The following is a 14,058-nucleotide window of genomic DNA, read 5'->3' on the forward strand; positions in this document are numbered from 1 at the left end:
TCCCTTCCAGTGATTAAATTGCGTGCTTCGGCCGCTTCAGTCGATCCGCAGCCGATTGGCTCCCGTAACCGGTCCAGCCAATTTAAGAAATGATGACGGCGCTGTCGATTTGAGTAAATACGTTATCCTTCATGCTGCTTCCGTCCATCGCGGTCACGACGGTCCGATTGTGGACGTTCACGATCAGGGCCATATCTTTCAACAAAATGAGGGAATCCTTCGCTCCTTTAGCAGCGGCGCTGTCAATCGCCGATTCAATCTTGTTTAACTGCTCCGGCTTCAGCTCGATTCCGCGCTGCTCCAACCGTTTCACCGCATGATTGCTGAAATGGACCAGTCGATCCTCTAGCATCTCCTTAAAGTTAGACCCTACAGCGTTCTGCGGCGTGCTTTTAGTTGCCGTTAGTGCATTAGGCCCGATTCTGCCCGCATACAGCTGGCCTACTCGGATCGGCTCGTTCATGACGGATCCGCTCCTTGGCTGGCGCCGTCAGACGCTTCAGCAGGTACGCCTACTTGCTCAATATCGGAGATTTTAATTTCCTTATCCCCTACCTTCACGTAGTGGACACCGCTGCGAACGATGATGGAATCCACGATGCCGCTTTCTCTCTCAACAATGACCTCAGCTTGGCCTGTGGCAACGTCATAATTACCTGTTTTGGTCTCAGTCACCCATGTCACTTCTTTTCCGATCAGTCCGGAATCATTGCCTAAGGACTCTCCCAATGCAGCTATCTGTTCTGAAATGTTGGTCAACTGCTCGACAGAAGTAAACTGGGCAATTTGTGCAACCATTTGCGTATTGTCCATTGGGGACAACGGATCCTGATTTTGCATCTGGGCGATCATGAGTTTAAGGAAAGCATCTTTACCCAACTCGTTGTTTTTCGTACTGGCCTTCTGAATGTTATTTTGCGAATAATTCGGCCACGACACCGAAGAAAAATACGTATCAGCCACGGAGGTACCTCCTTTCTGCGAATTAAGGCGAATTAAGCCCGGGCGACAAAGGAACTGCCGTAGCTTTGCTCTTTGGCTCTGACTTCAGCAACCCATTCGTTCCATTCTTCGTTCAAGTCATGGATGGCCAGCGTTTCGTCCTCTGTTATTGGACGACGTTTTTCGCTTTGTTGTTGTCCTGTGCCTCCGCCGGATTGCCGGCCATCATGGTACATATGGGAGGACAATGACGTATTTTGCGTGACCTCCAGTTTGTTAACCTGAAGACCTTGAGACTGCAACGCCGATCTGAGCTGTGCCATTTGTTGTTCCAGCGATTCTTTGGCAAAAGCATGTTCCGTCATAAATTGGGCAGTTAACTGTCCGTTTTGCATCGTAATGCGTACGTCAACCTGTCCCAAATGCTCCGGATAAAGCGAAATTCTCGCCTCGGACACGCCTTTCAGATTCACGATCTCCAGCTTATTCACCAGGAAACCGCTCATTTCTTTCGCGAAATTTTCTACTGGAACCGGTTTGGCAACATGCTTCACGGACTTGATTCCGCTGTCCCGGAGTGCCAGTTGTCCTGCGGTCACGATCTGACCGGTTTGAACGGGATCCTCATGAACGTTAGTCTCCGCGGTTACCCCGTCAACTGTCGAATCGGCTTCGAATGCCGAATCATTAACGCGGAATGCCGCCGTGTTGTTGCTAGGCTGCGAGCTCGATTGTACAGCACGGGTATCTCCACGGTTTAGCATGTCACCGTTTTGACCTGAGCGGCCCTGTTGGTTAGCTGCTGCACCTGGGTCTGTCGTATAGGTACGAGGTTGCAATCCTGTGGTTTCCGTCCCTTTTCCGCCATTAAGCTTCGTCTCCGCCGAATCCGAGATCGCATCCAGCACTTGTTGCAGGGAATCCAGCATAGCACCGGCTTGTCCCTGTGCACTTGCGGTCAGCTTAGCGGCACCACCGTTCGACTCCGCAGCTGCTAACAGTTGGACCAGTGTGTCCTGAACCGCAAACCGCATCGTCTCCGGTTGCTGGGCCAGCACAGGCAGGGCGTTGTCGCCCTCCGCCCCTAAACCCGCATTTTCAGACACACCTGTCTGTTGCAATAGGGTTTGGACACTTTGCAGCCAGCCTTGCAATACCGTAAGCAACGCAGGATCCGCTTGAAGCGCGTCGTCCAATTTCGGCAATTGCTTCAACAACCCTTCGATTGTAGCAACAAGCGTATTGTCCGTTGCTTCGGATGGCGCAGCCTCCGTACTGTTCTGCAATCCGGTTAGCGAGAGCATCTGAGCAGAGGCTTGTCCTTCCTGCGGCTGGGCATTGCCGAGCAGCATGGCGAGGAGCTTCTGATCAAAAGACAAAGCAGCAGTTTGCCCCGCTTCCGCCTTGCCGGCAGATCCGTACCACAACGAGTTCACCGTCCCGGCTTTGCTTACATTCACTTGCGACATGGATGAATTCATCTTGTTTCTCACCTCCTTTCAAAGCTAAATTCCTTCCTTTATTACTTACTTACCAGCTGATTCAGGATCTTCACCGATGTCTTCTCGTCGGACTTCGCCATTTCCGTCAAAATCTTGGACCGCGCAGTTCCGTTTACCGATTTTAGGATCTTCAGCCCTTTCTCAGGACTTAGCTTGTATGTTTGAAGCACTAGCTTGGCAGCATCCGCTGCGGCCATCGAGGAGAAGGTCTGACCCAGCTCGGTATCGCTTAGCCCTGCTCCATTTGCAGCAGCTGCTGTATCCGCTGCTGCCTCCATTTTGAGTCTCGATTGCAGCGCGGCGATCGCCAAGTCCTCGGATGTCTTCACATCCTTCAGCTTAATCGAAATATCCGCGGCCTTTTGCGGATCCATCTTCTCCAAAATGGCCACTTTACTCTCATTACTCATTACGCTTAACATTTGCAGCGACTCTTCCGTCGTCAACTTATTGAAAATCGCTGCCGCTTTACTAGGACTCATTTCCGCATACAGATTGGCCAGCTTCTTGACTTCCTTCTGATAAGCTTCCAATTCTGCCGCTTGCCGCTGCTCGCTCTCTTTCTGCTGAACGGAAGCCAGCTGATCCTGCAGTTCCTTCACCTTCTCCTGCTGCTCGGCTGCTTGCTGGTTGGCGGTTTGCAGCTCTGCCTGCTGTTTGGCTAACTGCTCCTTTAGCTCCTTCACAGTAGCTTCGGTGCTCTCCCGCTGCTTCTGCTCTTCCTTCGCAGCTTCCTTTAATTCACTCTCAGGAGTGATCGGATCCGGTACCAGGTTCTTCACCACAGGAATCCGGTTCCCCCAATCAATCATGGTGTTACGAAAGTCGATATTAAATAAGGTTAATAACACCCCTAGCAGAACAACCGTAAAAAGAATAGGCGTCATGAAGAACAGAAAGCGTGAAAATCCGCCCCCTGTCTCCTCATCCAATTCTTCGTCCACCACCGTTTTTGCCATCTCTATCCCTCCTTCGAACAACCGTATGGGCGCCCGTTACTTTATCGGGCTCTCATGGCGAACCGGACTGTAGCCATTTCATCCAGCTCGTTTTGTTCCCGAAGAAGCATTTCGTGCCGAAATTTATCCATGGCCTTCTCTTTCGCTTTAAGCCATACCTTTTCGTCCAGCATTTTCCCCTTCAAAATCGTCTTCTTATGCTCGACGTTGACCTCCGCTGCGCGAATGTCCGCCAGCTTCCGCTCAATCGCTTGGTCAAGAAAATCCATGTATCGCTGAAGTTCCTGCAGTTTGATCATGGAGGCAGTACTCTCCGCTTCGGCAGCGATTACCGCTGCGGTATTGGCTTTCTCCTCCAGCAACTGCTCCAACGAGCGTTGTTCTGACTGCAATCGCCCAATAGCTGCAGATAACATCCATTCGGCCTGCGTTTTTTCGTTGGATTTCAAATCAACTACTTTCTGATACACGTAACGGAACTTCATTCTCTACGTTTCATCTCCTTGCGAATTCGGAAATTAGCCGTTCCTGGACTTCGGCGAGCGTGACCTTCTCATTAACCTTCTGCTTCGTAAAGTTCCATATCTGCTGAATGGCCCCAATTGCTTCATCAATGTCCGGGTTCGATCCGGGTTGATAAGCGCCGATATTAATTAAATCCTCGGAATCCTTATAAACAGCCATCAACCGTTTCAGATTTTCGGCCGCCTCATTTTGCTCATCCGACACAATATCCTTCATGACCCGGCTAATGCTGGCTAGGATATCAATCGCGGGGAAGTGACCTTTGTTCGCGATCCCGCGGTTCAAAACGATATGCCCGTCCAATATCCCGCGTACGGCGTCCGCAATCGGTTCATTCATATCGTCACCGTCAACGAGCACGGTATAGAAGGCGGTAATCGAACCGGTTGGTCCCGTTCCTGCCCGCTCCATCAGCTTCGGCAAGGCGGCAAACACGGAAGGGGTGTAACCGCGCATGGCAGGAGGCTCACCTACGGCTAACCCTACCTCACGCAGCGCCATCGCGTAACGGGTGACGGAATCCATCATCAGCATGACGTTGAGCCCGCGGTCCCGAAAATACTCCGCAATGGTTGTGGCGATCAAAGCCCCTTTCATCCGGATTAAAGCCGGCTGATCGGAGGTTGCAACGACGACAACAGAGCGCTCCAATCCTTCCGGGCCAAGATCCCGCTCAATAAAGTCAAGCACCTCGCGTCCCCGCTCCCCAACGAGCGCAATCACGTTCACATCTGCTGAGGTATTGCGGGCAATCATCCCCATCAAGGTACTCTTCCCGACCCCGGAGCCGGCGAAAATCCCTACCCGTTGGCCTTTGCCAATTGTCAGCAAACCATCGATAGCCCGTACTCCAATGCCAATCGGTTCGGAGACCCGCGGACGATTCAGCGGATTCATCGGCTTATTATAGGTAGAATAGTGGCCCATCCGTGAAGGAAGCAGCGATCCGTCCAGCGGTTGCCCCAAGCCGTCCAGCACCTTACCAAGGAGCTCCGATCCAACCTGTACCGTCAAAGGTTTGCCGGTCCCAACGACATCACAACCAGGTCCGATCGATTGCAGCTCACCGAGCGGCATCAACAATACCTTGTTATCGCGAAATCCGACGACTTCAGCCTGCAAAGGTTGCGCCGCTTTACTCGGATAGATGTAACAGAGATCGCCGATACTGGCATCCGGGCCTTCGGATTCGACCATCAGCCCAATGACTTGCGTCACCTTCCCGTTGATTCGGATCGGATCAAGCTGTCTGAGATGATCAATGTAACGTTCAGCTTTCAAACTCGTCATTCGCTTGCCCCCGCTCCTCCATCTGTAGAGAAACCCGCAACAATTCCTTCTTAATCTCCGTCAATTGTGTATCAATTCTGGCATCCACGCTGCCGAAGGAGGAGCGGATGACACAGCCGCGATCCTTGACGGTCGGGTCGGGCAAAATTTGAAGTTCAGCCTGCGAGTCGATGGCAAGGCTGAGCTCCTCCCTTGCCGCCTGCACGAAGGCAAAATCGCTTGGCGAAACGCACAACGTCAAAATTCCTTGCTCGCGTTTGCGTGCCAAACTCTTCTTGATCAGATCGATGACGTATTCCGGTTTAAGCTCAAGCTGCTTGTCGATGACTTTCTCGGCAATCGCACAGCTTAATTCGACTAGAAACGGCTCGGCTTCCTGAATGATGCGTTCTTTCTCCACATAAGCCTGTTGCAGAACGGAACCAGCTTCATTCATCATCTCTTCGATCTGGGCGCGCATCGTTGCTTCGGCCTGCGCTTTCCCTTCCTCGTAGCCTTGAGTGAAGCCCTCCGCTTTAACGGCTTCGATCATCTGTTCATCCTGCTCACGGCGCTCTTGCCACCAGGCTTCGATTTGCTTCTGTGCTTCGGCCAGCATGCGTTCCGCTTGCTCCGCCGCTTCCCTGACCTGACGTTCGGCGAACTCTTTCGCATCCGCCAACATCTGACGTCTCGTCTCTTCGGCCGCAAGATCTTCAGCGGAAGGACCTTGAACGACCGGATTCTCGGTGTGAGTGGATGACGGGTCCTCGGTTGTCGGATGAACCTTGGCTAAATTCAGCTGCTTCAAGATTTCAACCGGTACGTATTGAGACACCTTGATCAAATTAGACAATGATGTCATCTCCTCCGCCGCGGGCGATTATAATTTCACCTGCTTCTTCCAACCTGCGAATGGTAGCTACGATGCGGGTTTGTGCTTCTTCCACGTCACGCAGCCGCACCGGCCCCATGTATTCCATCTCTTCCTTGAACGTCTCGGACATCCGCTTCGACATGTTGCGGAAGACCGCTTCGCGAACTTCTTCGCTGGCCACTTTGAGGGCAAGCTGCAAGTCGCTGTTCTCGATATCGCGGATAATCCGCTGTATGGAACGGTTGTCGATATTGACGATATCCTCGAAGACGAACATCCGCTTCTTGATTTCTTCGGCCAGCTCGGGATCCTGGATTTCGAGCGAATCGAGAATCGTTCTTTCCGTCCCCCGGTCGACTCCGTTCAAGATTTGGACGATCGATTCAATGCCGCCGGCGCTGGTGTAATCCTGCGTAACCGTAGCAGAGAGCTTCTGCTCCAGAACGCGTTCCACCTGAGCGATGACCTCCGGCGACGTGCTATCCATCATCGCGATTCTCCGCGCTACTTCCGCTTGCTTCTCCTGAGGAAGTGAAGACAAGATGGCTGCCGCCTGTTCAAATTGCAAATAGGATAACACCAAAGCGATTGTCTGCGCGTTTTCGTTCTGGATAAAGTTCAGAATTTGATTTGGATCTGCCTTACGGGCAAAATCGAATGGCCGGACCTGAAGGGTTGCCGTCAAACGGTTGATGATGTCCACCGCTTTGGACTGGCCCAGCGCCTTCTCCAGAATTTCCTTGGCGTAAGTGATGCCCCCCTGGGTGATATACTCCTGCGCCAAGCAGATCTGGTGGAATTCCGCCATAATCATTTCTTTCTCGGCGCTGTCAACTTTACGGACGTTGGCAATTTCCAGCGTGAGCTGCTCGATTTCATCATCCCGCAAATGTTTGAAGATTTGCGCCGACACTTCCGGCCCTAACGTAATTAACAAAATGGCTGCCTTTTGTTTCCCGGTCAAAACCGGACTCGATGTTTTGGACAATACATTCACCTCTATTCATCAGCCAGCCAGGTGCGAAGCAAGTTAACGAATTCGTCAGGCTTCTTCTTGGCCAACGTCTCCAGCTGTTTACGCACTTGGTTCTCATTCGTGACTGTATCCAAATTGATCGATGGAAACTCAGGCGTAAGAGGCAGCGCGATCTCTTCTTCCTCTTCTTGCGCTTGCTTGCGGCGGCGGAACAAGACGATTCCGAGACCGGCCAGCGCCAGCAGAGCTGCACCTCCTACTCCCCATACCAACGGGCTTGATAAACTCAACCCGGCTTTTTGGACAGTATCCGAATGGAATGGCTGAGACAACACTGAAACTTTTCTCTGCAATTCTTCGTCTGTATATGTAGTACCAGAGTCAGCCAAATAGGATCCAACGATATTTTTCAGAATATTTTCGATCGCGGACCGAGTATTTTCATCCAAAGTTTCCTGACCTTCGGGTGGTTCAACGGCCACATTAATGGTTAAATCCTTAATAACATAGGGACTGGCGATAATGTCCTTCGTAATTCGATTAACCTCGTAGTTAATCGTCGACGAACTTTCTTCCGAGGAAGACCCGCCGTTCGTTTCCGACGAAGGATAGTTCACAACATCTTCTTCCCCAGTTCCAGGTACCCCGCTCGTTGGATTCGCCGATCCGGTGTAGCTTTTCTGCACTTTTTGTGCGCTGATCTCGATACCTTTCATGTTTTCGGTATCCACTGGAGTGACCAGATTGTCTTTCTGGCTAACTTGGTCGAAATTCAACTTGGAAGCGACCAGCACTTCAATCTTATCCGGACCGGTCAGTCTGGATAGGAATTGCTTTACGCTTTGGCGCACATCGCTTTCGAACTTCTTCTGCAGCGCCATGTTCTCTTGAACCGCCGAGGTCAGTGAGCCTGTCGTCCCGCCTTGTCCGCTTGGAAGCAAGATCGTATCATCACTCGAGGAGAGCGAGATATTTTCCACCGGCAAGTTAGGGACCGACGTTTTAACCAAGTTAAAATATCCATCGATGGCTTCCTGATTCGGACGATATCCCGGCTTGAACGTGAGGACGATAGATGCTGTCGCTTTCTCCTGTTCATCCGGGCTGGCGAACACGTTTTCTGCCGGTAAGTTAATGAGAACCTTGGCATCATTAACGCCTTGCATTCTCTTTAGCAGCTGTTCGACCTCGCCGTTAATGGCGTTTTTGTACTTGACGTTAAATTCGTTGTCCGTCATTCCGATTAAGGAAGAACTTTCATTGAAGGCTTCCAAACCGATCGAACCGTTCTGAACGATTCCTTGGGAACCAACTTCAACCTTAACTCGTGCTGCGTCTTTGCTAGGAACCGAAATAGTTGTACCGTCCGGTCCAAGCTTGTACGAGATTCCGCTGGATTCCAAGTAATTGATGATCCCTGCCGCATCAGTCGAATCGAGACCCGTAAAGGCCACATCGTATTCCGTTTTGGAAAATTGAATCGTCAGCAAGATGATCGCGAGCAGGATAAAAGTCGCCGTAGAGACTAATAACGTTTTTTGTTTTTTACTAAATTGGTTCCAGTACCCTATCAATCGATCCCGGTACTGTGTAATTCTCTCATTCACAATGTCACCTCATCCGAGCATGTTTCAATCCTTAAATTTGCGTACGCATAATCTCTTGGTAAGCTTCGATCACTTTATTCCGGACTTGCGTAGTCAACTGCAAACTTAACAAGGCTTGCTCCGAGGCGATCATCATCTCGTCGGCACTTACTTTTCCTAACAGGAACTGGTTGTTCACTTGTTGGGCATTGGCTTCCTGAGCAGCGACTCCTTCCAGTGCATCGTTTAGATAGGAGCTAAATTGCTTTATCGCTTGCGCAGGCGTGAGGTTCTGTTCATTACCGGACGTCTGCATTCCGGTTAGCGGCTTCAAGGAGTCAAAACTCATTCTCTCGATCAACGTGCAACACTCCCAATCACAAATTATGTAAGTCTACTTTTGGTCTATTTCCCGATTTGCAAGGCTTTGGTAAACATCGCCTTACTGGCGTTAAGCGCCGTTACGTTTGCTTCATAAGAGCGAGTTGCCGAAATCATATCTACCATTTCTTTCAAAATATCAACATTAGGCATATAGACATACCCTTCGCTGTCCGCATCAGGATGGGTCGGATTGTAAACCGGTTTAAGCGGTGAGGGGTCCTCTTGAATTTTGGTAATTTTCACCCCTTGACTGCTCACTTCCTTACCCATTACTGAATTCAAGGCACTGTCGAAATCCATTTCCTTGGGTGCCATGACCACCGTTTTGCGCCGGTAAGGAACGGCCTTGCCGTCTACAATCTTAGCCCGGGTTGTTTCAGCATTCGCGATGTTGGAGGAAATCACATCCATGCGAAGACGCTGTGCGGTTAAGGCGGAAGAACTAACCCCAAAACTATTACTGATATTCAAGTCCGATTATCTCCCTTCCACGACGGTGTGTTTCATTTTGATCATATAGTTCAATTGTTCGATGTACGCATTGTATCTCAACTGATTTTCGGCAAGTTTGGTCATCTCACTGTCGATATCGACATTATTTTGGTTGTTGTTCATTGCTGTCGTCTGATCCACACTAACCACCGGTTCAGGAACCTCGGTCATTGGTCCTATAACGAAATGTCTTACATCCGTTCTCCTTCCTTGGAGCGCCGGCATATTACCGTTCATTTCCGCTTGTAACATGCTTTCAAAGGACACGCTGGATCGCTTAAAGTAAGGGGTGTCCACATTCGCAATATTGTTAGCGATGACCCCTTGCCGGAGATTGGCGGCCTGGATGGCAGTCTCAAGCCTGTCAAATCCCAGTCCGTTCAACAACTGCACTTCAATTCCCCCCTTAGGCTCATTTGCTCTTAATCACTAAGGATTCTACAAACAATGAATAATTCCTCTTTTTTCGACAATTTATTGTTATTTATTGTCTTTCTTTTTGTCTTTCTTACGTCCTAGCATGAAATCTGTTTAATAATGTCATATATCCTAAGTTTCATGGAGATTCGACATATTTACAATAAGAAAAAAGCCCTATCTTTCAATTGTTTATCTCGTTTTTTGGTCTAAAAACCATTTTTTACATAATTATCGCCATCATCCAGCACAATCTAAAAAGAAAGACCACCCGCCATTACGGCAGAGTGGCCTATTTTTCGTCAAATTGTGAAAAATGGATTAGGTCCTTGAAAAACAAGGCCCTAACCCCACGTTCATGAATCTTTCTACAAAATAAATTGACTGAGGTCTCGATCCTGGGCAATATTTCCTAATTTCTCCCGCACGTATTCCGGAGTGATGACCATTTTATCCAGCGTCAGCTCCGGCGCTTCAAAGGACAGATCCTCCAGGAGCTTCTCCAGGATGGTGTGCAGCCGTCTGGCACCGATGTTTTCGGTATTCGCATTCACCATGGCCGCAATACGGGCGATTTCATGGATCGCTGCGTCCGAGAACTCGATTTCCAGATCCTCCGTTCGCAGCAATTCAATATACTGTTTCGTCAAGGCGTTCTCCGGTTCCGTTAAGATCGACACAAAGTCCTCCAGCGTTAAGCTGTCGAGCTCAACCCGGATCGGGAACCGCCCTTGAAGCTCAGGAATTAAGTCAGATGGCTTGGCAATATGGAAAGCTCCTGCCGCAATAAACAAAATATAATCTGTTTTGATGGGACCGTATTTGGTCATCACCGTCGAGCCTTCCACGATCGGCAAAATATCGCGCTGTACGCCCTCACGGGATACGTCGGGACCCGAGCCCTGTCCCCGGCTGGCAACTTTATCGATTTCGTCGATAAAGATGATCCCGGATTGCTCTGCCCGCGTGATTGCTTCCTGAATCAAATCGTCTTGGTCGATCAGCTTCGCCGCTTCCTCCTGCGTCAGCACTTTGCGGGCTTCCTTGACGGTCAGCTTCCGCTTCTTGGTGCGTTTCGGCAGGAGATTTCCAAACATTTCCTGCATGTTCATGCCAAGCTGGTCGTTGCCCTGGCCGGCAAACATATCCATCATCGTTGGCGTGTTGTCTTCAACTTCAACTTCCACGATGTCGTTCTCCATCTGACCGGACAACAATTTGAAGCGCACCTGACGTCGGCGTTCGGCCAGCGTGCTGTCTTCCTCCGGCTCCTCCTGAGCGGAGGTGTTCGCCCCGTTACCGCCCCCAAACAACATCTCGAACGGATTGCGAACGCCTTTTGTTTTATTTTCTGAAGGAACCAGGATCTGAACCAGGCGCTCGTTCGCAAGCTCTTCCGCTTTATCTTTCACCTTCTCGGTACGCTCAAGCTTTACTGTCCGGATCGCCGTTTCGATGAGATCGCGCACCATCGACTCGACGTCTCGACCTACATAACCAACCTCAGTGAACTTCGTTGCTTCCACTTTAACAAAGGGAGCACCAACCAGCTTGGCGAGACGGCGGGCAATTTCCGTCTTCCCCACCCCGGTCGGTCCGATCATCAGGATGTTTTTAGGTACAATTTCATCCTGAACCTCCTCCGGGAGCAAGCTGCGCCGGTAACGGTTCCGCAACGCGACAGCAACCGATTTTTTCGCTTGTTTCTGTCCTACGATGTATTTATCCAGTTCGGCTACGATTTGTCTTGGCGTTAAATTTTTTTCGGTCATGATTCGTCCCCCTGACACGATAGTATCAACGATACTCAAAGCTCCTCAACAATAATGTTGTTGTTCGTATATACGCAGATTTCCGAAGCGATCTGCAAGGATTCGCGGGCGATATCCTTCGCCTCCAACCCTGTAGCATGGCGTTTGAGCGCCCGCGCAGCCGACAGAGCAAAGTTCCCCCCTGACCCGATCGCCAGCACATCATCATCCGGTTCAATAATTTCCCCGCCGCCGGAAATCAGCAGCATCCCGGTTTTGTCCATGACGATCATCAAAGCCTCCAGCTTGCGCAACACGCGGTCCTGGCGCCAATCTTTGGCCAGTTCAACCGCTGCCCGCTGCAGGTTCCCCGAATGCTCTTCCAGTTTCCCCTCAAATTTCTCAAATAACGTGATGGCATCGGCGACCGAACCGGCAAAACCCGCAACCACTTGACCGCGGTACAACCGGCGGACTTTCTTGGCCGTTTGTTTCATCACGACGTTCTGACCAAACGTGACTTGCCCGTCACCGGCAATGGCGCCTTTGCCATTGTGGCGTACAGCGCAAATCGTTGTAGCGTGAAAAGATAGCTCCATGTGTTTGTTCGCCTTCCTCTCTTGTATGTTCTCAGCCCTTACGTTTTTCATCAATTCGAATTTACGCAGGAGGGACTGAGGCAATGGGTTCGTTTACTACGTATGATAATGGGCCAGTTCTATCATATGAACGTCCTTGATTTCAGCATAACCCGTTTACCCCCTAGATTGCAAAAAAACGGTGGATTAAGTCAGTGTCAAGCTAGCGTGGGCAGTCATTTAAGATGCCTGGAACGCGAACCCCGAAGGAACCTCTTCCTTGTAAGCGCTTTGCTTCGTTCTTTCATCAAACACAAGTGATTTGTCAGAATTTTTTGCCGTTATCCGCGAAGTGCTTTGAGTGCCATACCCGTTGTGCTGCTTTGCTTCGGTCCTTGCAGCATGCGAATCATTCCAGCGATACAACCCTTGACCGGTTGCGTCACGTTCTTGAGCAATTGCCGCATGTTTATCGACTGCTGCGGCGTTGCCTGCTTACTCGCTTGTCCTTCAACCGTTCTTACCACCGTGCCCGCTTCTTGAATCCTCATCATCGTCCTCAGCATCGCCCTGACGCCTCGCTCACTCCAACTGTACCCGCCACGCTTCGTCCGCTTGGCGAATATACGCATCTGCGATTCCGCGCTTCCCATCGGGCGCATGCCGCTTGTGTCGATCCCCTTCGCCTGGAGTGTTTTTCGGTAGTCGTCCAAATGCTTCTCATGCCGCTTTAGAAATCTTTTATACGGCTTCCAATCCTTCCGGTTCTCTTCCGCTATCTCTTGCTCCGACACGCCTTCCAGGACCGCCATAAGCGCGGCTGCATCCTGTTTGGCCAAAGACCGTCTCACGGTCTCCCACACCTGCGGCAAATGACCGACAAAGCGTTTCAAATCACGCGCCACATGAAAGCGGTCCAGCATGTACAGACATTGGTGAAAGTAGGATGTACATTCCCCGATCCACGCCGCGCCGTCTCCGTTCACCACAAGCCACGTGTTCTCGTCGATTTCGTAACGCTCCACCAGAAAGTCCCCGAACCCTTCCCAGAAGTCGCCGCCGCTCGTATGCAGGTAATGCTGTTTGTTCTTCAGCTGTACCCGCTTGCCGTTCTTCTCCCAGCCTTCGTGTACGACTGCAATTGCGTTCTCCATCCCGCGCTTTTTGCTCCGCTGCAGCTTCGTGTACAGCCCATCCACTTCCACGAACAGCACGCGGGCAGCGCGCCGTTTCACCGCTGGCATCGGCTGTTGCGCACGCTCCATCAGTTTTTCCCTGATCGCTTGGTGGCTCAGCACATTGTAGCCCAAAAGCTGCTCCAGCCGCTTTGCGCTGTCCCGGTACGACGGTCCTTGGCTTGCGAATGCGATTGCTGTCTCTTCCAAATGCGGACTGACTTTCCCGCGCCCTTCGAATTGCAACAGCTGATCCAGCAGATACACGTGTTTGCCGCTTCTACGGTCACAGTACAATCTCCGCTTAAAGCGCACATTCCCGAACACTGTGTTGACGCTTGTTTCACGCTCGTCCTTTACTCGATAACGCTCTCGGTCCCGTTCCTCCAGGATCTGCTGATCCAGCGCCTCCAGTACCTGCTTCATCGCACGAGCGAATTCCTCCTGCATTTTCCGGAAAATCCATTGCTCAATCTCTTTCATCGTCGGCATTATTGTGGTAAAGTGGCTCACAGGAGCTTCCTCCTTCTTGGTGTGTTGTGCGTCAAACATCACTTTACCAAGGGAGAAGCTCTTTTTCTATATCCGCTTTTTCCAATTCCTACACCCACAGAGATTTTACACT

Annotated in this window: 15 protein-coding genes; all 15 read right to left on the minus strand. The window is 50.8% G+C overall.

Annotated elements, in window-relative coordinates; translation table 11 throughout:
• Nucleotides 1-82 precede the first annotated feature (82 nt).
• Complete coding sequence (locus ACL02P_RS08050) at nt 83-463, minus strand: TIGR02530 family flagellar biosynthesis protein (RefSeq protein WP_260071516.1); 381 nt, start codon at nt 461-463, stop codon at nt 83-85.
• The gene (locus tag ACL02P_RS08055) at nt 460-963 is read right to left on the minus strand and encodes a flagellar hook assembly protein FlgD (RefSeq protein ID WP_412837072.1); all 504 of its coding nucleotides are present in this window, start codon (nt 961-963) and stop codon (nt 460-462) included. The genes ACL02P_RS08050 and ACL02P_RS08055 overlap by 4 nt, the downstream gene beginning before the upstream one ends.
• Nucleotides 964-995: 32 nt before the next feature.
• Nucleotides 996-2,423: a flagellar hook-length control protein FliK gene (locus ACL02P_RS08060; RefSeq protein WP_260071518.1), complete on the minus strand. Its 1,428-nt coding sequence runs from the start codon at nt 2,421-2,423 to the stop codon at nt 996-998.
• Nucleotides 2,424-2,464: 41 nt separating this feature from the next.
• Entirely contained in the window at nt 2,465-3,403 is a 939-nt protein-coding gene (locus tag ACL02P_RS08065; protein ID WP_412837073.1) for a MotE family protein, read from the minus strand.
• Nucleotides 3,404-3,444: 41 nt separating this feature from the next.
• Nucleotides 3,445-3,888 carry a flagellar export protein FliJ gene (gene fliJ / locus ACL02P_RS08070; protein ID WP_009223006.1) on the minus strand — a complete coding sequence of 148 codons (444 nt, stop codon included), beginning with the start codon at nt 3,886-3,888 and terminating at the stop codon, nt 3,445-3,447.
• A 10-nt stretch (nt 3,889-3,898) separates the two neighbouring features.
• Complete coding sequence (gene fliI / locus ACL02P_RS08075) at nt 3,899-5,218, minus strand: flagellar protein export ATPase FliI (RefSeq protein ID WP_009223005.1); 1,320 nt, start codon at nt 5,216-5,218, stop codon at nt 3,899-3,901.
• A complete protein-coding gene (locus tag ACL02P_RS08080) occupies nt 5,199-6,053 on the minus strand; it encodes a FliH/SctL family protein (RefSeq protein WP_260071520.1) in 855 nt (284 codons plus the stop codon). The genes fliI and ACL02P_RS08080 overlap by 20 nt, the downstream gene beginning before the upstream one ends.
• Nucleotides 6,046-7,062 (minus strand): flagellar motor switch protein FliG, encoded by a 1,017-nt coding sequence (gene fliG, locus ACL02P_RS08085; protein WP_036643741.1) that lies wholly within the window; start codon nt 7,060-7,062, stop codon nt 6,046-6,048. Before fliG ends, ACL02P_RS08080 begins: the two co-directional genes overlap by 8 nt.
• A gap of 11 nt (nt 7,063-7,073) precedes the next feature.
• On the minus strand, nt 7,074-8,657 hold the full coding sequence (gene fliF / locus ACL02P_RS08090; RefSeq protein ID WP_412837074.1) for a flagellar basal-body MS-ring/collar protein FliF: 1,584 nt from the start codon (nt 8,655-8,657) through the stop codon (nt 7,074-7,076).
• Nucleotides 8,658-8,688: 31 nt separating this feature from the next.
• The gene (fliE, locus tag ACL02P_RS08095; protein ID WP_009223001.1) at nt 8,689-8,997 is read right to left on the minus strand and encodes a flagellar hook-basal body complex protein FliE; all 309 of its coding nucleotides are present in this window, start codon (nt 8,995-8,997) and stop codon (nt 8,689-8,691) included.
• Nucleotides 8,998-9,041: 44 nt separating this feature from the next.
• On the minus strand, nt 9,042-9,491 hold the full coding sequence (flgC, locus tag ACL02P_RS08100) for a flagellar basal body rod protein FlgC (protein ID WP_028539391.1): 450 nt from the start codon (nt 9,489-9,491) through the stop codon (nt 9,042-9,044).
• A 6-nt stretch (nt 9,492-9,497) separates the two neighbouring features.
• Nucleotides 9,498-9,905 (minus strand): flagellar basal body rod protein FlgB, encoded by a 408-nt coding sequence (gene flgB, locus ACL02P_RS08105; protein ID WP_016312450.1) that lies wholly within the window; start codon nt 9,903-9,905, stop codon nt 9,498-9,500.
• A gap of 392 nt (nt 9,906-10,297) precedes the next feature.
• Nucleotides 10,298-11,701 (minus strand): ATP-dependent protease ATPase subunit HslU, encoded by a 1,404-nt coding sequence (gene hslU / locus ACL02P_RS08110; RefSeq protein WP_260071521.1) that lies wholly within the window; start codon nt 11,699-11,701, stop codon nt 10,298-10,300.
• Nucleotides 11,702-11,736: 35 nt separating this feature from the next.
• Entirely contained in the window at nt 11,737-12,279 is a 543-nt protein-coding gene (gene hslV / locus ACL02P_RS08115; protein WP_009222997.1) for an ATP-dependent protease subunit HslV, read from the minus strand.
• A gap of 320 nt (nt 12,280-12,599) precedes the next feature.
• Nucleotides 12,600-13,946, minus strand: a complete 1,347-nt coding sequence (locus tag ACL02P_RS08120; protein WP_412837013.1) for an ISLre2-like element ISTco1 family transposase — start codon at nt 13,944-13,946, stop codon at nt 12,600-12,602.
• Nucleotides 13,947-14,058: the final 112 nt, after the last annotated feature.

Origin of the sequence: Paenibacillus sp. MB22_1 (assembly GCF_047200555.1) — a bacterium.
GTDB lineage: Bacteria > Bacillota > Bacilli > Paenibacillales > Paenibacillaceae > Fontibacillus > Fontibacillus phoenicis.

Bases quoted from the DNA above. Each gene is read 5' to 3' on its own strand.
- hslU (WP_260071521.1), bottom strand. From the start codon at position 11,701: ATGACCGAAAAAAATTTAACGCCAAGACAAATCGTAGCCGAACTGGAT.
- fliJ (WP_009223006.1), bottom strand. From the start codon at position 3,888: ATGAAGTTCCGTTACGTGTATCAGAAAGTAGTTGATTTGAAATCCAAC.
- fliI (WP_009223005.1), bottom strand. From the start codon at position 5,218: ATGACGAGTTTGAAAGCTGAACGTTACATTGATCATCTCAGACAGCTT.
- ACL02P_RS08060 (WP_260071518.1), bottom strand. From the start codon at position 2,423: ATGAATTCATCCATGTCGCAAGTGAATGTAAGCAAAGCCGGGACGGTG.
- ACL02P_RS08065 (WP_412837073.1), bottom strand. From the start codon at position 3,403: ATGGCAAAAACGGTGGTGGACGAAGAATTGGATGAGGAGACAGGGGGC.
- ACL02P_RS08050 (WP_260071516.1), bottom strand. From the start codon at position 463: ATGAACGAGCCGATCCGAGTAGGCCAGCTGTATGCGGGCAGAATCGGG.
- hslV (WP_009222997.1), bottom strand. From the start codon at position 12,279: ATGGAGCTATCTTTTCACGCTACAACGATTTGCGCTGTACGCCACAAT.